The organism is Streptomyces sp. NBC_01077 (assembly GCF_045162855.1).
Taxonomy (GTDB): domain Bacteria; phylum Actinomycetota; class Actinomycetes; order Streptomycetales; family Streptomycetaceae; genus Streptomyces.
On sequence record NZ_CP108669.1, the window covers coordinates 9,646,902 to 9,670,439 of the forward strand.

The window sequence follows — 23,538 nt, forward strand, 5'->3', positions numbered from 1 at the left end:
TCCCGCGCTCTGATCCGGGAATCGTGGTGGGTTCGAGGTGCGGGTCGGGGCAACTGCACCTGGATCGAGTAGCTGCGACGTCACCAGGCCTCGCCTGCTTCGGCTTTCCTCCAGGGTATTCCTGGGGCGGCCGGGGCCGAGGCGTGGCCGGCGGTGACCGGGTAGGAACTACACGGTCGTGGTTGCTGTTCCGCGGCGATAGGCATGACAACCGCGCGATGCAGCCGCTTTCCGAGGCAAGGTCATGGCCCGGGCGTGTTCACGAATCTGCTTTGCATCCGACAGCGCGGGTGGCGACACCGTTGGACCACGCGTGCTCCTTAAGGCGCGGAGAGTGCTGCCTCGGCCGCCTCGGCTCGGGTGTGGTTCTCCAGCAGGAGTGCGGTGAGGTGGAAGCCTGCGCCCACTGCGGCCAGAACTACGTAGGGGGTAGTGATCGAGGTGAAGTGGCGGGCTAGGTTGACGGGGTAGGTGGCGAGGGTCATGTTGCCCAGGTCCCGAAGGGATTCCAGGTAGGCCCCTGGACGGATTGTGTTGGCCCAATGGTCGAGGAGTCGTCGTGATCCTTGGTGTGTGATGAGGGAGACTTGACTACTGTGGACGGCGTTGCGGGCCAGGAGCTGGTTCACCAGGTCGGGCAGTCCGTTCAGGAGGAGCTTCTGGTAGATCTCACTGCCGGCGGCTTCCATGCTGTACACCGGTGTCGGCAGCCCTCGTGCATCCAGTGGCAGATGGGCGTGGCCGTCGATGTCCACGGATCGAACGGACATGGTCAAGCCTAGGTACTGGTCGCTGTGTGTCTGTGAGAGATGGTCGACTACCCGCAACAGGCCGGTGGGGCCGACGACTGCCGCAGCCGCCGCGTCGCCGGCGGCGAATGCATGGCCTTTGGCATAGTCGAGATGCCGCGTCCAGTTCGATCCGCATGCGATCAGCACGTGCCGGGCACCGCCTGTTGCCACAGCTTCCGTCGCAAGCACCAGCGAGGCCAGGAAATTCGAGAACTCACTGTTGATCGGGACTACCAGAGCCTCACGTGGCAGCCCGAGCATGTGGTGGACCCGGTAGAGGGAGTTCGGAGTGGTGTGGTCGGGTACCGAGGCGTATCCGTAAAGTCGGTCGACCGATTCCGGCCCGATTCCGGCCTGCGCCAGGGCCTGGAGTGCGGCATCGGCCATATGGGGCTCGATGGTTTCGCCGTCGGAGAGGTGCCGCCGTTCCTGCGACCCGGTGAAGAAGGAGACCGTGTCGAATGTGTCGCTGCTCCCCGGATCGCGCGGCAGACGATTGAAGACGGGGTCGTCGTTGTGACGGATGGCCGTTGGCAGGGAGTGGCCGCAGCCGAGAATCCCGGCCGAGGAACAGGGCTCGGATGCATGGGGCATTGCTTCAGCCCTCCCTCTTGTTGCCGGACTCTCCTCGCTTGAACGCTGCGCTCAGGGTTGCGATCCTTCCGGCTAGCGCCCAGGGGACCTCTTCCGGGTCCACGCGCACGTCGATCGCCGATGGCAGGGGAGACGCCAGCGCCTTGAGCAAGGCAGAATCGAACTGCTCGAGAGTGTGAACCGAGAAAGCCTCAGCGCCCAGGCCACGGGCGACGGTGGCGACGTCGATCGGTGTGCCGTACATGGCGCTGACGGAGCGCCCGAACAGACCCTGATGAAGGTTGTGGACCATTGCGTTGCCGGCGTTGTTGAGGACAATCCATATGACAGGAAGGCCCAGTTCAGCGGCGGTGTGGATCTCCATGCCGACCATGGCGAACGCGGCATCGCCGGTCAGAGCGACGACGGGCCGGTCTCCGGCGGCGATCTTGCCTCCAATGGCTGATCCCGCGCTGGAGCCCATCGAGGCTATGTTGAGCGAGACGTGAATGGCGCCGGGAGGGCGGCTGATGAAGCCCTGCCCGAGCCAGCTGACGCAGTTGCCGTTGTCCGTGAACAGGATGGTGTCTCGCGGAAGGAGACGGCTCATGTGGGTCACGACCGCTGAAGCGCGCAGTGGGACGTCATCCTTCGATGCGTGTGCGGCTGGAGGGGGTGGTGTGATGACGGGCTTGGTCGAGGCTGGGCGGCACCGTACCTCGGCCAGCAAAGCGTCCATCACCGCGGTGGCGTCTCCGGAGACGTGTACGTCCGCTTCGAAACCGGCACCCGCGTGCAGGGGGTCGATGTCGATACGCAGGAGACGGCGACCTTTCACCAGGCGAGGCTCCCAGCCGTGTGTGGCAAGCTCTCCCAGCGCGCTGCCGACGACGAGCAACGCGTCCACGTCAGGTGCGAGCACTGTCTCGTGAGCCCTGGCGCCGCCGCCGAAACCGAAGACTCCCGCCGAGAGTGCATGGTCCTCGGGGAAGACACTCTTGCCCTTCAGAGTTGTCGCCACCGGCCAGGACAGTGCTTCTGCGAACCGGACCAATGAGCTGCCGGCCCCGGAGAGCTTGGCGCCCTGACCTGCCAGTACCACCCCACGGTGTGCGGCTCGCACGGCTCCGACCAGTTTCGCGACGGCCGAAGGATCCGGGGGGCCGATGCAGGGGCGGCGAAGGTCGGGCAGCGGCGTGGCCACTTCGAGGTATCCGGACAGCACGTCCGCGGGCAGGCTTATGTGCACCCCGCCGGGCCGCCCGAGGTACGCCGTGCGCACAGAGAGAGCCAAGAGCCGGGGAACCTGTGCGGGCGTGGCAGCCAGTGCCGAAAGCTTGGTGGCGGACCGGAAGACGTCCACGGTGTCCACACCCCAGCTGCCCCCGCTGCTGTCCTGGAGCCCTCCTCGTCCGAAAGACGAGGAGCTCACCTGCGCGGTGAGCGCCAGCACGGGCACTCCGTCCGCAGTCGCGCTGGCCACCCCGGTCAGCGCGTGCAGCGCACCGGGCCCAGCGGTACCGCAAACGACCCCCAGGCGGCCGGTGACCTGAGCATGCCCCAGGGCCATGAAGGCTGCCCCCTCTTCGTGCTTGGCCAGCACTGGCTCGATGCCCGGACAGTCCTCCAGCGCTTCGTAAAGGGGCATCAGCGGACCGCCCGGCACTCCGAAGACGTGGGTGACGCCCGCCTCGGACAGGGCCCGCACGATGAACCCGGCCACCGACTGAGGCTCGTCGGCTTCCCGGCCGGGAGGTTCAGGCGATTTCGTCGGATGAGTGCTCATTGCTTGACGCCTCGCTCACGGACATCGCTGAGTGGCCTGCGACGCGTGCGGCCGTCGGGGGACTGGGCGCGGCTCATGGCGTTGACGACGGCGGTCGCAGTTGCGATTGCAGGGTCGCTGTCGATGCCGATGCCGTGGGCGGAAGTCCCCTCGGTGGTGAGGTAGACGTACGCGACCGTGCGGAGGTCGCTCGGGCTGCCGAAGGAATGGCATCGGTGGTCATGCAGCTGTGAGTGGCTTCCGTCGCTTCGGGCGAGAGCGTCAAGGAGGGCTTCGGCGGTGCCTGCACCGACCCCGCTGAGGCGTATTTCCCGGCCCTGGGGTGTGACGAGTGTGGTGTGCACCAAGGTTCCGGCGTCGTGCTCTTGCTCGTGCAGCTCTTTCAGCTCGAGCCAGGGGATGCTCTCGAGATAGGTGTCGCTGAAGATTTCCCACATGCGTAGAGGGGTCACTTCGGTCCCGGTCTCGTCTGTGATTTTCTGGATGCGTCCTGCAAATTCCACGCGCAGAGCCGGCGGCAGGTCCAGGCCATGGCGAGTCTTCAGGATGTGAGCGACACCGCCCTTGCCCGACTGGCTGTTGAGACGGATGACTGACTCGTACGTTCGGCCGACATCCTTGGGGTCGACTGGCAGGTAGGGCACCCTCCACGGAAGCTCGGAGACCGTTCGGCCTGTGCGGTCGGCCTCCTGCGCCAAGGAGTTGAGACCTTTGGCGATGGCATCCTGATGGGTGCCGGAAAACGCGGTGTAGACCAGATCGCCCGCGTAAGGATGACGGGCGTGGACGGGCATCTGGTTGCACCGCTCGACCGTGTCACGGATGCTGTCGATGTCGGAGAAGTCCAGCTGCGGGTCGACGCCCCGGGTGAAGAGGTTCAGCGCCAAAGTTGCAAGACACGCGTTCCCGGTGCGCTCGCCGTTCCCGAACAGCGTGCCCTCGACCCGGTCGGCGCCGGCCATCACAGCGAGCTCGCCCGATGCCACAGCAGTGCCCCGGTCATTGTGGGGGTGCACCGACAAGATCACTGAATCCCGACTGCTCAAGTTGCGGTGCATCCATTCGACCTGGTCGGCAAAGACGTTGGGGGAGTCGGTCTCCACGGTCGTCGGCAGATTGACGGTCACCGGGCGGTCCGGTGAGGCATCCCAGGTGGTAGTCACCGCATCGCACACCTCCAGAGCGAACTCCGGCTCGGTGACGTTGAACGTCTCGGGTGAGTACTGGAAACGCAGCTGCGACGCCGGCGTCGCTTCCGCCAGTCGGACCATGTGCTCCGCCGCCCGGACAGTGAGCCCCTGCAACTGAGCAGAGGTCATCGAGAGCACGACGTTCCGCCACAGGCAGGCGGTCGCCAGACACAGGTGCACCATCGCGCGGTCCACCCCGCGGATCGACTCGAAGGTGCGGTCGATCAGGTCCATTCGGGCCGGCGTGAAAACCGAGATGGTGACGTCGTCCGGAATCCGATCTCGAGTGACCAGATCCCTCACGAATGCGAAATCTGCCTCGCTGGCTGCAGGGTAGCCGACCTCGATCTCTTTGAAGCCCATCTGCACGAGGAGATCGAACATCGACGCCTTGCGCACCGTGTCCATAGGACTGGGCAGAGCCTGATTCCCGTCCCGCAGGTCCACAGAAGCCCACAACGGAGCCCGGTCAGGAACGCGATCAGGCCAATGCCGCTCACGCGACCCAGCCGAAGAGCCTGCACCTGAACGTGCGTAGCGCGTTGTCGGCATCCCTGACGGCTGCTGAGGGTTCCACCAGGGCTGCGCGCCTCCGCCCCCCGGTGCCACTGGAATCTCTCGCATTCTGCGTCCCTTTCGAGTGTGGTGCCAGTCCGCACCGTGGATGGAACGGTGCGGTGGCTCGGAGCTGCAGGTGCATCCCACTTTGAGGTGTTATGTACGGTATGTTGCTTCGTACTCGAATGTCCATGAGTATGATTTTGGGATATAGGGCAGGCGCTACTTGGAGGCCTGCGATGGGCACAGTGGCCGCCGGTGAGGCGAGAGCAGGAGCTAGCGGCGTTCGAGGCGGCGTGGACGGACCGCCGCCGCAACGGCGTGGTGATCGCCGGGCCGGCAGGGTAGGCAAGCCGCGGCCGGCCGAGGAGTGCCTGGCAAGCGGCGAAAGCCGGATGCGCATGGCCGGGCGAGGGCCTCGGTAGCGCCCCGCCCGTGCCGCTGGGGGCCAACGCACATCTACTGCCAGGCGGGGCGGATATGCCCGAACACCGGGCTTCGCGCAGGTGGCGGCGGTGTTGGGGCGCGCGGCGGTGGTACCGCGGAGCGCACCGGCGGCGTGGAGTCGTCTATGTGGACGGTCTGCATCTGTTGGACCGACAGCTGGTACAACGTGCACCGGCACCACAGCAGCCTCGGCTACCGCAGTCCCGCCAACACGAGACCGCACTCGGGGCCTGCCCACACCAAAGGTGTCCGTCAAATCGGGGCAAGCTCACTGGCCGCCCCGTGGGCTTTCGATCACGCAGGACGGAAGTCCGGCCCAGGCGAGCCAAGCGTCGGTGCTTGCAGTCCGGCAGGCTCGCCAGAGCAGGCCCATAGGCATGAGATACCGCTACTCCGGCGTCGGGGGAGCGACGGAACCTGCCCCATATGTTCCACATGAGGGGAAAGCAACGGAAATGTCTAGGTAGTCATTGCTCATACGAGACTGGACCTCCCCTGCTGTGCTGAACGCATGCGAGATCTGCCGAGCATCCCGAAGGCCACCCCGGATCAAACGAACATGGACCAGCCGACCGAGGACCGGTGGGTTCAACTCGCCGGTCGGCCCAGCCTGCGATCCCCTCGGCGCAGCCGCGGGAGTAGGCAATGAACTCGGTGCGACGTATCTGCGTCTTCTGTGGATCGTCCCCCGGGGGCGAACCCGCGTTCCTGGCGGAGGCTGCACAGCTCGGACGTGAGCTGTCGCGGAGGGGGATCGGCCTGGTCTTCGGCGGCGCACGCGTCGGCCTGATGGGTGCCGTGGCTGCAGAAGTCTCCTCCAATGGGGGCGAGGTCATAGGGGTGCTCCCCCGGCAGCTGGCCGTCCCCGGCATTCGTTTCGAAGGCGCAGCCCAAATGCATCTGGTCGATTCCATGAGCGAGCGTAAATTTCTCATGGCGCAGATGTCCGATGCGTTCGTCGTCCTTCCGGGAGGGCTGGGAACCATGGACGAGATTTTCGAAGTAGCAACCTCAGGTCAGCTTTCCATGCACGGAAAGCCGTTCGGGATCCTCAATGGGAGTGGATATTACGACGACCTGTTCAGATTCCTGGATCGCGTCACCTCTTTCGGGTTCATGCGCCCGAAGGATCGTGCGCGATGGATCGAGGAATCCGATGCCGGTCGCTTGCTCTCTCAAATCGAGTCGCATCATTACGGGTCAATTTGCGGAACAGGTCGGGACGGCAATCCGCCCCGGAACTCCTGAAAGCGTCTTGAGCCGTAAAGGGCAACCATCCCTCCGGAGGTCGCAATGAAGTACATCTCCAACAATTCCCAGATCAGATTCCCAGAAAACTTCAAGGGAATATTCGAACCGGAGGCGCGATGGTATGAGGAGCGCCTGACGATCGCACGCAGGGATCTTTGCGAGATGCCGATCCCCGAAGGGTTCCGGACGTTCTTCGATTTCATTACTGAACGCAGCCAACCCTCTTTCATTCTTCTTCCGATCCTGTTTCTCGAAGTGGCCCGAGAATCCGGCGGAATCACGGAGCGACATCAGGAGTTCCTCCCCGTCCTGATGCTGTCCATGGAAATGATTGCCGTCATGGACGACACAATCGACGGTTCAAATGCAAGGTCGGAACATCTCACCTTCCCCGGACGATGGGGTGCACACAGCTCGACGCCCTGCGTCGCCGTTCTCATGTCCATGCTCATGCAACAGATCGCCAACGGCTTCCCCTCGCTCCTGGACCTGGCACTGGAGTCCGTACGCGGCATAGGGGCCAAAGAACTCCGAGAGGAGTTCGACAGGTACCCTCGACACCTCGACGACTTCCCCCGAATACTCGAGAACCGCTACGGGCAAGCAATCGACGGCTACCACTTCGTCATCAGCAGCGCCTTGAGACTGAACGGGAAAGCTGACTTTCCCCGCGCCTCCATGGTTCCCTTCGCCCGTATCGGACAGGACGTTGACGACCTGGTCAACGTGATCGAGGACAGAGAGAAGCAAGGAGAAAACGACGACCTGAGGAAGGGGCTCGTGACCGCAGCACTGCTCCAGGCCCTGCGCCAGCGCCCCGAGCTGGCCGTGGAGCTGCGCGAGCTCTGGCACCTGCGCACCGAAACGAGACTCCGAAGGCTCGACAATCTTCACCGATCGATCCGCACTTCGATTCTCGCCCATGGCGTTATGCCAGTAATCGACCAGATCGCAGCGGATGTCGAGACATGCGAGCAAGCCGCCCCCGTCTATCTGCAGAAACTGATGCGCCGCGCCGGGCAGACATGGCTTGACCGAGTAGCAGGATTCAGCCGCCCTGTCGTGACGAAAGACGCATAACAGTGACTGACCATGGGATTCTCTTCGCGACAACGAGCCCGGACAAATTCCTCCTAGCCAAGGCCGAGATGTCCGGCACGCAATTCACCTTGACTAGGTCTCCACTCCCCATCCCTGAAATACAGTCAGTCGACCCCTTGCATGTCGCCGTATACAAAGCCAAGCAAGCGCACGCAAGCCTTGGCCGACCGGTAATAGTGGTTGACAGCGGGCTTGACGTTCCTGCACTTATGGGATTCCCGGGAGCACTCCTAAAGCCACTTCTGGAGCGAGCCGGAGCATGCAGCCTCGTCCGGATGGCCAACGGATCAGAAGACCGGTCATGCGCTCTGGTCGACTGCCTTGTATACGTGACAGGAAGACAGAAAGTCAGAGCCTTCGTCAGCCGTACCGAAGGTCGTATTTGCCGCATGGTTCCCGTCGATATGGCTCGCGGTCCCAGCAGCGACATCCGGACCATATTCATTCCTGACGGTTATGATCAAACGATATCGAACCTTCCTCCGTCCGACTACTCGAGATTCATCAAGAGTTGGACCGAAGCTTCGGCATACCGGAAGTTCGCCGACTGGGTACGTCGATTTCCCGGTGTGGTGAGGAGCGATATCAGAAGGTCCTCGAAAAATCGCCCCTTTGATGCACCCCCTGGATTCGACGGAGCTTGGAAATGGCCCTCAGGATGAATGTGCAGGCACGCCTCGACCACCGGTTCGCTGCGACCTACAACCGTTTCATGGCTGCCGCCGAGCGCCGCTGGGCGTACGAGAGCCGTGGACAGCTTCTCAGCGGGCTGACCGGCAGGGTGTTGGAAGTGGGTGCAGGAACCGGGGTCAACATCCCCCACTACAAAAATGCGGACCACGTGGTGCTTGTGGAGCCCTGGCCCGCCATGCGGTCACAGTTGCATCAGAAAGTCGCCCGCGATGCCCGGGTAGCGACGACGGTGGTCGACGCGGTCGTGGAGGACCTGCCCTTCCCCGGTGCCAGCTTCGACGCTGTCGTGTGTACATTCGTCCTCTGCTCGGTCGAGGACTCCTATGCCGCACTCGCAGAGATACAGCGGGTACTCCGCCCCGGCGGGACCCTCGCATTCCTCGAGCACGTGCGCGGTGGCTGGCTGGCGTCCCGCGTCCAAGACCTCCTCACTCCCGTCATCCGACGCTTCGCAGCAGGGTGTCACCCCAACCGGGACACCGAAGGGGACATCGAGAGAGCCGGTTTTACCGTCCTGCAGTCCGAAACCTTGAAACCGCTGCCGGTCGTCCCCTGGTTCGCCCCGTTCGTCAAAGGAGCCGCAAGCCCTGCAGACCATCCGTGAGACTGTCGGCACTCAGGTCGCCCTTTGCAGGCTGCTACCGCTCAAGGCATCGAGCGCGCCAGAGCCGGTGAGGACTCGGTCCTCGGCACCGTCCTGCCGGCCCGTGCGGGGAGCTGGCCGGCGAGAAAGACGCGCGACGAATCACTGCACCAGACCGAACGATAACGGCTACGCCCCGATGCCGTGGCGCCCGTCCGGCCGGCCCGGCATGCGCATGACCTCGGAACCGGATGAGATGCGGGAACTGTTCCATCTGCGTGTGCGTCGAGTCGGCCTGCTGTGTCCGCCTCCGAGCGGCAATCAGCTGCGACGAGGCCGAACTGCATTGATTCGCCCTGGCTTTCCGGCACGCAGGCCGTAGCCCGGTTCCCCCCCCGTTATGTTCTTCGCGGTCCTGCAAGAGGGCCGCTGGCCTCCGGGTCCGGCATGACTGTGTCCCCCTGTCGAAGGCATGACCTGGGGGGTGGTGTCACCGGGTCCGGGGGTGTTCGTCGGAGACGCTGATCAGAGGTCCGGCCACCGCCCAGTCCGGCGCAATGCCGGACGGTTCGCGGGCGGCAGGTCTGCATAACGTGGATGCGCGAGCACGACACCCGAGCCGAGGCCGGTACCGCCAACACCCTTGAAAGGGAGCGATGTTCGAGATCGAAGACGTGGGCGTGTTCCTCGGCCTGGACGTCGGCAAGTCCGCTCACCACGGCCACGGACTGACCCCGGCCGGGAAGAAGGTCTTCGACAAGCCGCTGCCCAACAGCGAGCCGAAGCTGCGGGCCGTCTTCGAGAAGCTGACCGCAAAGTTCGGCACCGTCCTGGTCATCGTGGACCAGCCCGCCTCCATCGGCGCCCTGCCGCTGACCGTCGCCCGCGACGCCGGCTGCCGCGTCGCCTACCTGCCCGGCCTGGCCATGCGCCGGATCGCCGACCTCTACCCCGGCGAGGCCAAGACCGACGCGAAGGACGCGGCCGTGATCGCGGACGCCGCGCGGACGATGCCGCACACCCTGCGTTCGCTGGAACTCACCGACGAGATCACCGCCGAGCTGACCGTGCTGACCGGCTTCGGCCAGGACCTCGCCGCCGAGGCCACCCGCACCTCCAACCGGATACGCGGCCTGCTCACCCAGTTCCACCCCAGCCTGGAACGCGTCCTCGGGCCGCGCCTGGACCACCAGGCCGTGACCTGGCTGCTGGAGCGCTACGGCTCCCCGGCCGCCCTGCGCAAAGCCGGACGCCGCAGACTCGTCGAGCTGATCCGCCCCAAGGCCCCGCGCATGGCCGCACGGCTGGTCGACGAGGTCTTCGACGCTCTGGACGAGCAGACCGTGGTGGTGCCCGGGACCGGCACTCTGGACATCGTGATCCCTTCCCTGGCCAGCCAGCTCGCCGCCGTCCACACCCAGCGCCGGGCGATGGAAGCCCAGATCAACAGCCTGCTGGAGGCCCACCCTCTTTCCAAGGTCCTGACGTCGATGCCCGGCGTCGGCGTCAGGACCGCCGCCGTCCTGCTGGTCACCGTCGGCGACGGCACCAGCTTCCCGAGCGCCGCCCACCTGGCCTCCTACGCCGGACTCGCACCCACGACGAAGTCGTCGGGGACCTCGATCCACGGCGAACACGCGCCCCGAGGCGGAAACCGGCAGCTCAAACGCGCCATGTTCCTCTCCGCCTTCGCCTGCATGAACGCCGATCCCGCCTCCCGCACCTACTACGACAAGCAACGCGCCCGCGGCAAAACCCACACCCAAGCCCTCCTCCGCCTCGCCCGCCACCGCATCAGCGTCCTGTTCGCCATGCTCCGCGACGGCACCTTCTACGAATCCCGCCCGCCCGCGGACGTCGAACTCGCAGCATGACCCCAACAAGCCGAATCACCCCAAACCCGACAGGGATGCCTTGACGAAGGACATAGAGGCACCCCACCGGTGAAAGGGCCTTGACCCGGACGGACTTTGAGCACGTCTATGCGGCTTGGGGCAGGGTAGCCGAGGTTGGGTGGAAAATGTTCTCGTAGGGCGATCGGCGATCGTTGTCCGAGGTGGGAGTGGTGACGTCGGGTGTTGTAGCGATGGAGCCCGCGGAAGGGCGTCGAGTCGTGCCTCATGCTCGCCTGACCAGCCCTTTCGGCCCTTGTATGTCTCTCTTTTGAAGGTCGGGTGAACGGCTCGGCAGCGGTGTTGTCCACGCGATCCGATCGCGCCCATGCTCTGCCGCAGCTCTGCTGACCTGCATGCTTCGGCGAATGCCCGACTTGTGTGCTGCGATCTGCGGTCGGTGTGTACTATCGTCGCGGCCACGCCCCGCGCTTCCGCTCGGAGCTTTGCGCCAGCGGATGTTGCGGGTCCGACGGTGCTCGTACAGCAGCCGGGCGACATGCTCGACGAGCTCATGCGGGACGTCGGGCGTGGCAGGATACGGAACCAACAGAGCCTTTCGGTCGGCTGAGCGGAACCACCACGCCAACGATGACGGGCTGGCCCTGCCTCACCACGCCCGCTGACCAGTGGCCGCCCGCATGCTGCGACTCGGGCCGCTACGCCGGTGCAGTACCGCGCCAGGGAGACAGGCTGCTCCCTCTGCCCTGCAGATCACGCGGTGCCAACGGGCAAGGCAGCGCGTGCAGGAGTCAAGCTGTGGTTGTCGATCCCTGTCACGACGCCGCCCGAGTAAGGCTTTCACTGACTGGGTGGGCGGGTGGCACGGCCCCGGTTGCGGGTCGACACGCGCTATCTCCCGGGCTCCGCTACTGGACACTCCGGGTCCCGCACCCCTCACGATCCGTAAGCGGGTCGTGGGGGTGTTCTGGCGATCCTGCAAATCCCGCAGCCGTCTCTGACGTCGTAGATCTCGGGATGCGGGTCGTGCGGCTACAGCACGACCCGCGCCGCCGCTCAACATTCCATGCCGTCAAGCAGAACCGTCAGATGATCTCGCCATATATGGGTGCCTTGTTCTGGAAGTGAGCATATCAAGGAGCTCTTCTCGTCTTCCTGGAAGGCGATTCGAGTAGCAGATACTCGGACTTGAAGCCGCCTCTAGGTGTTTACTGTAGATCTGTCCGAACTGAGAAGAACCCTCTCGGACGCATTGTGGGCAATCGCAGTATAAAAGCGGGTTCGTCTTTCCTGTAGATATCATCTCGGAATGGAAATGATCATGTTTAAGCGTGCAGTAACAACTGTTGTGGCCGCACTCTCCATTGTCGCCACCGCTGCAGGCGTCAGCAGCGCCGCCACTCCGTTCAACGGAAACTGCCAGACGGCAGAGTTCTGCATCTATAAGGGTACCAACTACACCAACGGCATCGCAGACTTCACCGGCAGTAACGCCCAGTACATGCCGGCGGGGGCGCCCTACTTTGTCAACACGGGTGACTCTGTGAACGATGACGCCGGGAGCAGCTGGAACAAGTCGGTGGGCAACCCGGTTCGCGCCTATGTCGAGTCGAACTATGGTGGGGCTAGTGTTTACCACCAGGCCTCAATTGGTATCTGCGGTGGCGGTTATTGCAACAAGTACTCCGACCTTGGAACTTTCAACAACCACTTCAGCTCGCACCTATTCCTGTGAGCCACCTGCCTCCTGGCGGGGGTGATCCAGTTTCGTTTCCATCTCGACCTCCCCGCCACTAGCACCCCACTTCTGGCGCATTGAGTGCAAGAGCCCCCGGCTATTGGCGGTGCTGATTCAACTCGACACGGCCGAGGACCCGGGGGCTCTGGTGGTTCCGTATCTTTCCATGTGGAACCGCAGGCCTGCGTGAAGCTCTCGTAGGACCAGGTGACGCCTTCAGGATGATTAAGGATCTTCAGAGTGGTCGCCGAACGGGTGACGGCAGAGGATGGATTGCAGACGGTGCCTTCGGGCGGTGGTTCGAGATGTCTGCCGTCTCAACTGCTGCAGCCGGAGGCCTCGTTGGTTCCTTTTGTGGTGCCGCACTCGACCTGCCGCACGCACTCGGTGGAGTGAGTCACGATGCTGATCGTCACCCGTGAGGGTGACCGCCGCTGCAAGCTGAGGCCCTCACCACGCGCGATCATCACCCTGGTCTGCCTGCGTGAGCACACCACCTGTGCGAAGCCCGCCGCAGGCTTCCGCATCAGCGAAGACACCGCCATGCCGACGTACCGAGCCTGATCAAGCTCCTCGCCTCGAAGACACCGTCCCTGACGCAGGCTTTGCGTCACGTGCGTCCCGAGTACGTCCTGGCCGAGGGCACCATCGCCGAGTACGACCGGGCTGGTGACCACGAACGGGACTACTCGTGCAAGGCCCGACGGCACGGAGTGAACATCCAGGCCGTCACCAGCCCGGAGGGTGAGCTGCTCTGGCACTCGCCGGCACTGCCGGGCCGCACAGTCGGCATCACCGCTGCCCGCACCCACCGCATCGTCACCGTTCGTGAACGGCTGCGGATCCCCGTCCTCGCCGACATGGCCTGGCCTACGTCAGGGCCGGCAGCACGTTCCAAGTGCCGCTCATACGACACCTCGCACGCCCCCTCACACCCAGACCGTTGCTGAGGAGATCCGCGGCGAAGCCGCACTCTTTGCCGGTGAATCCCGGGCTTCGGGTCCCGGGCATCGGCTATGCATAGAGCCGTTCTATCGGAGGAAACGCTGAATTTTGAAACACGCCGGGACGCTGGCCGACTGCATTGTCGTGTACACCTGACGCGCGACGCATCCGAGTAGTGATTGCTCAGCCTTTGCTCGATGCGGGACGCAGAAAATCCTGATCATAGACGGACAGCTGCAGCGCGGCCCCACGACCTCTGCTTCTGGGCTGGGCGCGGAGCCAAGTCGTCCCTGCGCGTGACAGGGCCTGCAGAGCAGTCCCTCGCTGCACTTTGGAGAGTCGGAGGGGAGAACGCCCCTCACAGAGTTGGTACTCACAGGATTGGGGCACGGCGCATGGAGCAGTACGAGCCCGACAGCCTCTCCGCCGCGCAGACGGCGGCGATACGTCGCAGCCTGACGAGCGGCCGGGGAGCCCTCACCCGCCGTTCGATGCTGCGCGCGGGCGGTGTCGGCGCGCTCACCGTCGGCGGCCTCGCGTCGTTGAGCGCCTGTGGCATCCCGCCGGCCAAGCGGGAGGGCCAGGGCCCCGCCTCCACCGACGCGTCGGCCACGGAGAAGACCCTCGCCTTCTCCAACTGGACCGAGTACATGGACGTCAGCGAGGACGAGAAGTCCCGCCCGACCCTGGAGGCGTTCGCGAAGCGCACCGGGATCAAGGTCAAGTACACCGAGGACATCAACGACAACGTCGAGTTCTTCGGCAAGATCAAGCCGCAGCTCGCGGCCGGCCAGGACACCGGCCGCGACCTGATCTGCGTCACCGACTGGCTCGCCGCCCGGATGATCCGGCTCGGCTGGGTGCAGAAGCTCGACCCCGCGAACCTGCCCAACGCGTACGCGAACCTCTCCGCGCAGTTCCGGCGCCCCGACTGGGACCCGGGCCGCTCCTACTCGTACCCGTGGACGGGCATCTCCACCGTCATCGCGTACAACTCCAAGGCCACCGGCGGCAAGAAGGTCGACTCGGTCACCCAGCTCCTGGACGACCCCGCGCTCAAGGGCCGCGTCGGCTTCCTCACCGAGATGCGCGACTCCGTCGGCATGACGCTGCTCGACCTCGGCAAGGATCCGGGCGACTTCACCGACGCCGACTACGACGCGGCGATCGGGCGCCTCCAGAAGGGCGTCGACAAGAAGCAGATCCGCCGCTTCACCGGCAACGACTACACCTCCGACCTGGACAAGGGCGACATCGCCGCCTGCCTCGCCTGGGCCGGCGACATCATCCAGCTCCAGGCGGACAACCCGGACATCAAGTTCTCCATCCCGTCCGCCGGTTACATCACCTCCAGCGACAACCTGCTCGTCCCCGCCCAGGCCCGGCACAAGACCAACGCCGAGAAGTTCATCGACTACTACTACGAGCTTCCCGTCGCCGCCCAGCTCGCCGCGTACATCAACTACGTCTGCCCCGTCGACGGGGTGAAGGACGAGCTCGCCAGGATCGACCCCGAACTCGCGAACAACACGCTGATCCTCCCGGACAAGGCCATGGCCAAGAAGTCGCACGCCTTCCGCTCGCTCACCAGCGCGGAGGAGACGGCGTACGAGGAGAAGTTCGCCAAGCTCATCGGCGCCTGAGGCCGGGCAACGAGACCGGCGCCCGCGCCTGAAGGCCTTGCACGTTGTCCACTCCTCACCACGATCCGGGACCACAACCCATGACTGACAAGAACACCGGCGGCGACGTCCGTCTCACCGGGATCAGCAAGTCGTACGGCTCCTTCACCGCCGTCCACCCGCTCGACCTGACCGTCCCGCAGGGCTCCTTCTTCGCCCTCCTCGGCGCCTCGGGCTGCGGCAAGACCACCACGCTGCGGATGATCGCCGGCCTGGAGGACCCCAGCACGGGCACCGTCTTCCTCGGCGACAAGGACGTCACCGACCTCCCGCCGTACAAGCGGCCGGTCAACACCGTCTTCCAGTCCTACGCGCTCTTCCCGCACATGGACATCACCGAGAACATCGCCTTCGGCCTGCGCCGCCGCGGCATCAAGTCGGTGAAGAAGCAGGTCGACGACATGCTGGAACTCGTCCAGCTCGGCGACAAGGCCCGGCACAAGCCGCACCAGCTCTCCGGCGGCCAGCAGCAGCGCGTCGCCGTCGCCCGCGCGCTCATCAACCACCCGCAGGTGCTGCTCCTCGACGAGCCGCTCGGCGCCCTCGACCTCAAGCTGCGCCGCCAGATGCAGCTGGAGCTCAAGCGGATCCAGACCGAGGTCGGCATCACCTTCGTGCACGTCACCCACGACCAGGAGGAGGCCATGACGATGGCCGACCAGGTCGCGGTGATGAACGGCGGCCGCGTCGAGCAGCTCGGCAACCCGGCGGACCTGTACGAGAACCCGCAGACCACGTTCGTCGCCAACTTCCTCGGCACCTCCAACCTCATCGAGGCGGAGGTCCTGGAGACCGGTACCGACGTCCTCGTCACGGCCGGCGGCGGCAAGCTCCGTGTCCCCGGCGACCGCTGTACCTCCGCCGTCCGCCAGGGCGGCAAGGTGCTCGTGGGCATCCGCCCGGAGAAGATCTCGCTCGCGCACGCCGACGACGCGGGTTCGATCGCCGACGGCCGCAACCGGGTCACCGGCCGGATCGTCGACTCCTCCTTCATCGGCGTCTCCACCCAGTACGTGGTGAACTCGCCGGCGGGCGCGGAGCTCCAGGTGTACGAGCAGAACATCGAGCGCGACACCCGCCTGGTCCCCGGCGCGGAGGTCGTCCTGCACTGGAACCCGGCGCACACGTTCGGGCTCGACGCCGCCCAGGACATCGACGCCGGCGTGGAGACGGTGGAGGACGCCGGATGACTACGTCCACGCTCACGAAGGAGGAGGCGCCGCAGCCGGTCGAGGAACCGGTTCTGCGCAAGCCCTCCACCCGCAAGCGGCTCGTCCCCTACTGGCTGCTGCTGCCCGGCATCATCTGGCTGCTCGTCTTCTTCGCGCTGCCGATGGTCTACCAGGCCTCGACCTCGGTCCAGACGGGCTCGCTCGAAGCCGGCTTCAAGGTCACCTGGCACTTCCAGACCTACTGGGACGCCTTCCAGGAGTACTGGCCGCAGTTCATACGCTCCCTGCTGTACGCCGGGACCGCGACCCTGCTCTGCCTGCTGCTCGGCTACCCGCTCGCGTATCTGATCGCGTTCAAGGCCGGCCGCTGGCGCAACCTGCTCCTCGTCCTCGTCATCGCGCCCTTCTTCACCAGCTTCCTCATCCGGACGCTGGCCTGGAAGACGATCCTCGCCGACGACAGCCTGGTCGTCGACGCGCTCAACGCGCTCCACGTCCTCGACGTGACCAGCTGGATCGGCTGGACCGAGGGCGACCGCGTCCTCGCCACCCCGATGGCGGTCGTCTGCGGTCTCACGTACAACTTCCTGCCCTTCATGATCCTGCCCCTCTACACCTCCCTGGAGCGGATCGACGGCCGGCTGCACGAGGCCGCGCAGGACCTGTACGCCTCCCCGGCGACCACCTTCCGCAAGGTGACCTTCCCGCTGTCGATGCCCGGCGTCGTCTCCGGCACCCTGCTCACCTTCATCCCGGCGAGCGGCGACTACGTCAACGCCGAACTGCTCGGCTCGACCGACACCAAGATGGTCGGCAACGTCATCCAGTCGCAGTTCCTGCGGGTCCTCGACTACCCGACGGCCGCCGCACTCTCCTTCATCCTCATGGCGATCGTGCTGGCCATGGTCACCGTCTACATCCGCCGAGCGGGAACGGAGGACCTGGTCTGATGCGTTGGATCCGTCGGAACCTCGTCGTCATCGCGGGCCTGCTGACGCTCGCCTACATGATCCTGCCGAACCTCGTGGTGATGGCGTTCTCCTTCAACAGGCCGAAGGGACGCTTCAACTACTCCTGGCAGGAGTTCTCGCTCGACGCCTGGAAGGACCCCTGCGGCGTCGCCGACATGTGCGAGTCGCTCTCGCTCTCGCTCCAGCTCGCCGCCTGGGCGACGGTCGGCGCGGTCGTCCTCGGCACGATGATCGCCTTCGCGCTCGTCCGCTACCGCTTCCGGGCCCGAGGCGCGATCAACTCGCTGATCTTCCTGCCGATGGCCATGCCCGAGGTCGTCATGGCCGCCTCGCTGCTCACCCTCTTCCTCAACATGGGCATCGAGCTCGGCTTCTGGACGGTCCTGATCGCCCACATCATGTTCTGTCTGTCGTTCGTCGTGACGGCGGTCAAGGCCCGGGTCATGTCCATGGACCCGCGCCTGGAGGAAGCGGCTCGCGACCTCTACGCGGGACCCACGCAGACCTTCCTGCGCGTGACCCTGCCGATCGCCGCGCCCGGCATCGCCGCCGGCGCCCTGCTCGCCTTCGCGCTCTCGTTCGACGACTTCATCATCACCAACTTCAACGCGGGCTCCACCGTCACCTTCCCCATGTTCGTCTGGGGCTCGGCACAGCGAGGAACCCCCGTTCAGATCAACGTCATCGGCACCGCGATGTTCGTTCTCGCGGTACTGGTGGTCATGGCCGGGCAAATCATTACGAACCAGCGCAGTAGACGAACAGCACACTGAGCACGCCCCGCCACGCAAGGGAGGATGGCGAACGGTGTGGGCCCCTCCAGTCCTGGGTTTATGCCCCGGCGCGAGCGCCGCTGCGCCGCCGCCTCATCATCGACGAGACCGGGTGCATCGACGAGACCGGGTTCATCAAGAAGGGCATCACCTCCGCTGGGATCCAGCACCAGCCGGAAGCAATGAGAACTGGCGTCTTCGCCTCCTACGCCACCACCTGCGGCCGGGCCCTGGTGGAGCTGTGAGCTCTACCTGCCCAAGTCCTGGGCCGAGGACCGGATCCGCTGCCGCGCGACCAGATTCCCCGACGAGCGGGAGTGCGCCACGAAAGGGCGAACTGGCCCGGCGCATCGTGCTGCGGTCCGTACCCTCGCTGCTGCCCATCGCCTGGGTCACCGCGGACATCGCCTGCGAAGGGGAGAGCCGCTTCCGCCGGCTGCTGCAGCAGCCGGGTATCGGCTACGTGCTGGTCGTGTCCAAGTCCCAGTTCACCGCGGGCTGCCCCGTATCGCGCAGGCCCCCGGACGAAGCGTAGGAGAAAGTCTCGTGCGGTGACGGTGTGAAGGGCCCTCGTGTCTACCATTGGGCAGCGGTGCGGCGAGTTCGATTACCGGGGCAGGCTGCTTACCGCATGCGGTGGGGCACACTGGCCCGTCGGAGCATCCGAAAGCCCGACGAGATCGCCTACTGAGCCGTTGCTGGTGAGGATCGCCGGGACGCGCTGGGCGATCGAGGAGTGCTTCCAGGCCGCGAAGGAACGAACGCGGCCTGGACCAGTAGGTAGTCCGCCGTGGCGGCCAGGAAGGCGTGCGCGAGCATTGTGAAGGTGATGTGCCGATACCAGTCGTAGACGGTTTTGAACGGCGGGAAATCGTGCGGCAGGTACTCCCACGGGATCCCGGTGCGGTTGACGTAGAGGATCGCGTTCACGATCTCTCTCAGATCATGAACCCGCGCAGCGGTCCCGGGCCTAGACCGGGCGGCCCGCCAGGCGACGAACACCGGCTCGATCAATGCCCAGCGGGCATCGGAGACATCACTGCGATACGCGCGTCGAGGAGTCACACCCTGGCCAATGAGTGCCACCGTCTGCAGTCACAAGAACATCCCAAAACACCAACTACCTAGATCAGATGGCCTCTTAGCAGGGCCAGTGCCAGGGCTCGGTGACGGATCTGCCGACGGCGGTGCCTGAGGATGTAGGGATTGGTCCACAGGCCGATAGCGGTGGCATAGCGTCGGACGGACGGGTCCGGTGACGGGTCGCGCCGGACATGGGGACTACGAGCACGGGCGCCGGCGCCCTGAGTGGTGCGGGCTGCGATGGGGGAGGCGTAAGGACTGAACGCAGACGAAGATTCATGTGTGCGTTCTGTCCAAGGAACACCCCTGGACAGTTTCTGCGTTTGCCGCTACTTTCCCAGCGCTCGACATCGCACGCGAGCTCCAGCAGCAGGACAATCTGTGCCGGGCTGATTTGTCGTCCGTTCGACTTCAGGTACCTGTGGAGCATCGAGACGACCGCAAGAACGAGGCTGCGATTCGATAGGGAGCCATCGGCTCCTCGAGGAGTGATCGGATGACCCGTGTCCAGCGTCCAGCAGCGACACCTCTCGCAGTGGAGGTCACGGCATCAGGGCCGCCAGCGGGCGTCGCCGCGGCTGCGCAACTGGCCGAACAGCATGGTGTCGAACGGCTGTACGTGGCAGAGGCGGCTTACGACCCCTTCCAGGCGCTCGCCGTCGCCGCCGGACGCACGTCGAAGATAGAGCTGGCTACAGGTGTTGCCGTCGCGTTTGCGCGGACACCCATGACGCTGGCAAGCAGTGCGTGGACCCTGCAAGAGATGTCCGGCGGCCGAGCGGTGATCGGACTTGGATCACAAGTGAAGGCTCATATCACCCGCCGCTTCTCGATGCCGTGGAGTAACCCTGCTGCTCGCATGCGAGAGTTCGTGATGGCGACTCGGGCCATCTGGGACAGTTGGCAGGCCGGGGAAAGTATCACCTTCCGAGGGGAGTTCTACACCCACACCCTGATGACACCCACGTTCACGCCGACGCCTTTGGAGCCAGGTCCACCAAAAGTGCTGATTGCCGCAGTGGGCCCGTCCATGACACGCACGGCTGGGCAAGTCGGTGACGGACTGCTGTGCCACCCTTTCAGCTCAACTTCGTACCTCGCTGCATGCGTTGTCCCTCGCGCGATCGAAGCACGACTGGAAGAAAAGGCGGACAGTGCTCCATGGAGCCGCTTCCCCTTCGAAATCGCCGGCAGTGTAATCACGGCGACCGGCCGGACGCGGCAGGAGTACAACGATTCCGTGAGGGCAGCCCGTGAACGTATCGCCTTTTACGCGTCCACGCCAGCCTACCGGCCGGTGCTCGATCATCATGGGTGGGGACCCCTACAGGATGAGCTTCATGCGCTGGCAAGGCGTGGGAGGTGGTCGGAGATGGGTCGTCTCATCGACGACGAGATGCTTCGCACCTTCGCCGTGGTAGCGGAGTCACCTGCAGCAGCGGGACGTCTTATCCGGGAGCGCTGCACCGGGTTGCTTCACCGCGTTTCGCCATCGCTTTGTGGGGGGTCAGACCTGAGTCTCGCGCTTGAGGTGATGGCAGGTGCCCGAGAGTGATGCGTGCCCGGCACTGGGCACGCCCCGTGCAGGTGCATCGGAGCTTTCGGACGTCGCGTTGGGTTGCATGCCCCGGGCGCTATGGCCGGGGCAAGGTGGTTTCTATTTGCAGTGACCAGCCAGTCGCACAAGTCGTTCCGGCGGCTGGTTGAGGTCCAGATCGCTGCCACGATGGCAACGTTCCCCGCCAGCACGTTTGCCCTGGAAGTGAGTGCGCGCACTGCCGGACACGGTCGATCGTCCTGGACCTGGACCTGCTACTCGCCCATCCTGACCAGCAGCAGGTCCAGGTTCATGTGAGTGACGGCGGTCCGCGGAAGGCTCCCGAGCCGTGGGCTGCCCGCCGGCCCGACGAGCACGCCCGCGGGGATCTGATCGTCACCGCGCCGGCGCGTCACACCGGAAGCGGACACGACGGCACCGACGGCCTCCTCGACCCCTGGACCGACCTCGACATCACCTAACAGACGATCGGCGGACGCCCGAAGGCGCCCGCCGACCCATCCACTGTGAGTGGCCAGCCGCTCGGTCATCGTTGGGCGGCGATAGGAGATACCCCGATCTCGACACCAACCTGAGTGACCGAGCCCCCTTCAGTACCTGATGCTGTAGCCCGATCTCAGTCGGCGGTCATGAGACGAAGGCGTGAGCCTCCGTTCGTCCGGCGAAGGCGATGAACCTCACCGAACCCGAAAATCCGTCGACTGCTCAAGATGGCGCGGCCGGGGTCCTGCACAACGCCCGGAGTACGAGATCGAGCGTGGCAGTAACTTCACCACTCCCCGCGGAAAACCAGCACACGAGGGCCCCCACCCGTATGCGACATCGCTTGCCGAGCGGCAACTGTAGCTGCCTCACTGGCCTCATGACGGTGGGCACTGTCAGGAACGGCCACGTCGGGGCCGACCTGAACGGTGCTGCGGTAGGTTGTGCCAGTAAGCATCGCTGGTGTCCTCTGCTGTTGACTTCTCTTTCCCTAAGTCTCACCTGGCCCGTTCGGCCTGCCCTGAGTGGTGAGTACCTACTTGATCGTGTGGGACTCAAGTTGGTGAGTCAGCCCAGTTGTCGTGCCTCTACCCCGGCTCACCTGCCTGGCCAGGAGTACCATGCTGCGGCGATCGAGTCGTTCTGCTTCCGGGCCGGAGGTGTGGCCGGTGTGCGCGCACCCTGAAGCCGTTCCAGGGTGCGCACTCTTCTCGTCGACTCACGACGTCATCCGATAGGCCGGTTCCTGCCTTGATATGTCAAAAGGCGCCAAAGCCGGCCGACAAGCTGTTCCCGTACTTGGTGGTAGCCGCATCTGGTCGCACCCCCGCACCCACCTCTACCGTCGTTGACATGTCTCACCTACCCGATGCCGTGCTCTGGTCCATACCAGCATTTCTCCTGCTCGCCATCCTGGAGATGGTCAGCTACCGGCTCCATCCCGACGAGGACGCTGCCGGCTACGACGCCAAGGACGCGGCAACCAGCGTCGGCATGGGACTCGGCAGTCTCGTCTTCGACCTCCTCTGGAAGCTACCGACCGTCGCGATCTACACCGCCGTCCACGAGCTGACACCCATGCGTGTCCCCATGCTGTGGTGGACGCTTCCCCTGATGCTGATCGCACAGGACTTCCTCTACTACTGGCAGCACCGCGCGCACCACGTCATCCGCATACTGTGGGCCTGCCACGTGGTGCATCACAGCAGCCGCAGATTCAACCTAACCACTGCGCTGCGACAGCCCTGGACCGCGCTCACATCCTGGCCTTTCTACCTACCGATGATCGCCCTCGGCGTGCACCCGGCCACCGTGGCTTTCTGCTACTCGGTCAACCTCGTCTACCAATTCTGGATTCACACCGAGCGCATCGACAAGCTGCCGCGCCCGTTCGAGTACATCCTTAACACGCCGTCCCACCACCGCGTGCACCATGCCTCGCAGGGCGGCTACCTCGACCGGAACTTCGGCGGCATCCTTATCGTGTGGGACCGGATGTTCGGCTCGTGGGCCCGTGAGACCGGCAGGCCCGTCTTCGGTCTCACCAAGAACATCTCAACCCACAACCCGCTGCGGGTCGCTACCCACGAATATGCCGCTATCGCGAGAGACGTCCGAGTCGCACGTCACTGGCGCGAGCGCGCTGGGAACGTCTTTGGAAGACCGGGCTGGCAACCGGAGACGCGGCTGGACGACGGAGCCGCTGGAACCAGGATCACCACCCCGGAGCCGGCCGCGTCCACGGGACCGCTGGGGGCGAAGGGCATTGACTTGTCCTCAGAGGGTCGGCGAACTGCGTAGCCCGATAGTTGGGCCCTTCAGCCCGGCGGGGCCGCGCCCTTGCGCGCGGCCCCGCCGAGCGACCCGAAGTGCTTGCGCAGGGGCATCAGCGGCGAGCATGCCCATGAGTCTCGGACGGTCGCTCGGGAAGCACCCGAGCAGTTCGCAGCGACTCCTGAGTGCGAGGCTGCCTGCGCTCTTCGGCGCTTCGGAGTGAGGTACCCCCGGACCGGATCGCCGCTTCGATGACAGGCCACCCGCACCCCAGCTCCAGCCCGCGGAACCACAGCCTCCCGCGACACGCTTTCAACAGTCAGCGCCCCGACTCAAGTCGATTACTGGTGTGTGCCTTGACGTCGGTTCGAGCCGATGCTTCGCTGGCTTGACAACCGAGTCGCGATGCGCGTCAGCAAGGTGAGAGGACAGACGCCGGCTCGCCCCTTACGCAGCAGTGGCGCGGCACATCGCCTAGCCGGATGGGCCGAGGCAGCCAACACCAGGAGACTGCCAAACGCGCAGAACTGAAGT

The 23,538-nt window shown here is 65.0% G+C and carries 17 protein-coding genes and 2 pseudogenes; 15 read left to right on the forward strand and 4 right to left on the reverse strand.

The window, feature by feature from the left end; genetic code table 11:
• Positions 1–320: 320 nt before the first annotated feature.
• From OG462_RS43330 to OG462_RS43340, 3 genes are read right to left on the reverse strand one after another with little or no spacing between them, the layout of a single operon-like run.
• Positions 321–1,385: a hypothetical protein gene (locus OG462_RS43330; protein WP_406053833.1), complete on the reverse strand. Its 1,065-nt coding sequence runs from the start codon at positions 1,383–1,385 to the stop codon at positions 321–323.
• Between the two features lie 4 nt (positions 1,386–1,389).
• On the reverse strand, positions 1,390–3,150 hold the full coding sequence (locus tag OG462_RS43335) for a thiamine pyrophosphate-binding protein (RefSeq protein ID WP_406053831.1): 1,761 nt from the start codon (positions 3,148–3,150) through the stop codon (positions 1,390–1,392).
• Entirely contained in the window at positions 3,147–4,964 is a 1,818-nt protein-coding gene (locus OG462_RS43340) for a 2-isopropylmalate synthase (RefSeq protein ID WP_406066240.1), read from the reverse strand. The genes OG462_RS43335 and OG462_RS43340 overlap by 4 nt, the downstream gene beginning before the upstream one ends.
• Positions 4,965–5,990: 1,026 nt before the next feature.
• On the opposite strand from OG462_RS43340, the gene OG462_RS43345 reads away from it, so the two are divergent.
• From OG462_RS43345 to OG462_RS43400, 12 genes and pseudogenes are all read left to right on the forward strand, one after another.
• Positions 5,991–6,593, forward strand: coding sequence for a TIGR00730 family Rossman fold protein (locus OG462_RS43345; protein WP_406053827.1), 603 nt, complete (start codon positions 5,991–5,993; stop codon positions 6,591–6,593).
• A 45-nt stretch (positions 6,594–6,638) separates the two neighbouring features.
• A complete protein-coding gene (locus tag OG462_RS43350) occupies positions 6,639–7,676 on the forward strand; it encodes a hypothetical protein (RefSeq protein ID WP_406053825.1) in 1,038 nt (345 codons plus the stop codon).
• Between the two features lie 2 nt (positions 7,677–7,678).
• On the forward strand, positions 7,679–8,359 hold the full coding sequence (locus OG462_RS43355; protein ID WP_406053822.1) for a non-canonical purine NTP pyrophosphatase: 681 nt from the start codon (positions 7,679–7,681) through the stop codon (positions 8,357–8,359).
• The gene (locus tag OG462_RS43360; protein ID WP_406053820.1) at positions 8,344–8,994 is read left to right on the forward strand and encodes a class I SAM-dependent methyltransferase; all 651 of its coding nucleotides are present in this window, start codon (positions 8,344–8,346) and stop codon (positions 8,992–8,994) included. The genes OG462_RS43355 and OG462_RS43360 overlap by 16 nt, the downstream gene beginning before the upstream one ends.
• A gap of 635 nt (positions 8,995–9,629) precedes the next feature.
• Positions 9,630–10,847 (forward strand): IS110 family transposase, encoded by a 1,218-nt coding sequence (locus OG462_RS43365; RefSeq protein WP_406053818.1) that lies wholly within the window; start codon positions 9,630–9,632, stop codon positions 10,845–10,847.
• A gap of 1,288 nt (positions 10,848–12,135) precedes the next feature.
• A complete protein-coding gene (locus tag OG462_RS43370; protein WP_406053816.1) occupies positions 12,136–12,561 on the forward strand; it encodes a peptidase inhibitor family I36 protein in 426 nt (141 codons plus the stop codon).
• A 308-nt stretch (positions 12,562–12,869) separates the two neighbouring features.
• Positions 12,870–13,445 (forward strand): annotated as a pseudogene (locus OG462_RS43375) (IS5/IS1182 family transposase); the annotation flags it as partial.
• Between the two features lie 459 nt (positions 13,446–13,904).
• Positions 13,905–15,152, forward strand: coding sequence for a PotD/PotF family extracellular solute-binding protein (locus OG462_RS43380; RefSeq protein WP_406053814.1), 1,248 nt, complete (start codon positions 13,905–13,907; stop codon positions 15,150–15,152).
• 80 nt (positions 15,153–15,232) lie between these two features.
• Positions 15,233–16,381: an ABC transporter ATP-binding protein gene (locus OG462_RS43385; RefSeq protein ID WP_406053812.1), complete on the forward strand. Its 1,149-nt coding sequence runs from the start codon at positions 15,233–15,235 to the stop codon at positions 16,379–16,381.
• Positions 16,378–17,313, forward strand: a complete 936-nt coding sequence (locus OG462_RS43390) for an ABC transporter permease (protein WP_406053810.1) — start codon at positions 16,378–16,380, stop codon at positions 17,311–17,313. Before OG462_RS43385 ends, OG462_RS43390 begins: the two co-directional genes overlap by 4 nt.
• A complete protein-coding gene (locus OG462_RS43395; RefSeq protein WP_406053808.1) occupies positions 17,313–18,107 on the forward strand; it encodes an ABC transporter permease in 795 nt (264 codons plus the stop codon). Before OG462_RS43390 ends, OG462_RS43395 begins: the two co-directional genes overlap by 1 nt.
• Positions 18,108–18,459: 352 nt before the next feature.
• Positions 18,460–18,642, forward strand: coding sequence for a hypothetical protein (locus OG462_RS43400; RefSeq protein ID WP_406053806.1), 183 nt, complete (start codon positions 18,460–18,462; stop codon positions 18,640–18,642).
• A 302-nt stretch (positions 18,643–18,944) separates the two neighbouring features.
• Here OG462_RS43400 and OG462_RS43405 read toward each other — a convergent pair.
• Positions 18,945–19,172 (reverse strand): annotated as a pseudogene (locus tag OG462_RS43405) (transposase); the annotation flags it as partial.
• 514 nt (positions 19,173–19,686) lie between these two features.
• On the opposite strand from OG462_RS43405, the gene OG462_RS43410 reads away from it, so the two are divergent.
• From OG462_RS43410 to OG462_RS43420, 3 genes are all read left to right on the forward strand, one after another.
• Entirely contained in the window at positions 19,687–20,745 is a 1,059-nt protein-coding gene (locus OG462_RS43410; RefSeq protein ID WP_406053804.1) for a TIGR03617 family F420-dependent LLM class oxidoreductase, read from the forward strand.
• A 296-nt stretch (positions 20,746–21,041) separates the two neighbouring features.
• Positions 21,042–21,209, forward strand: a complete 168-nt coding sequence (locus OG462_RS43415; RefSeq protein WP_406053802.1) for a hypothetical protein — start codon at positions 21,042–21,044, stop codon at positions 21,207–21,209.
• Between the two features lie 874 nt (positions 21,210–22,083).
• Entirely contained in the window at positions 22,084–23,031 is a 948-nt protein-coding gene (locus OG462_RS43420) for a sterol desaturase family protein (protein ID WP_406053800.1), read from the forward strand.
• Positions 23,032–23,538: the final 507 nt, after the last annotated feature.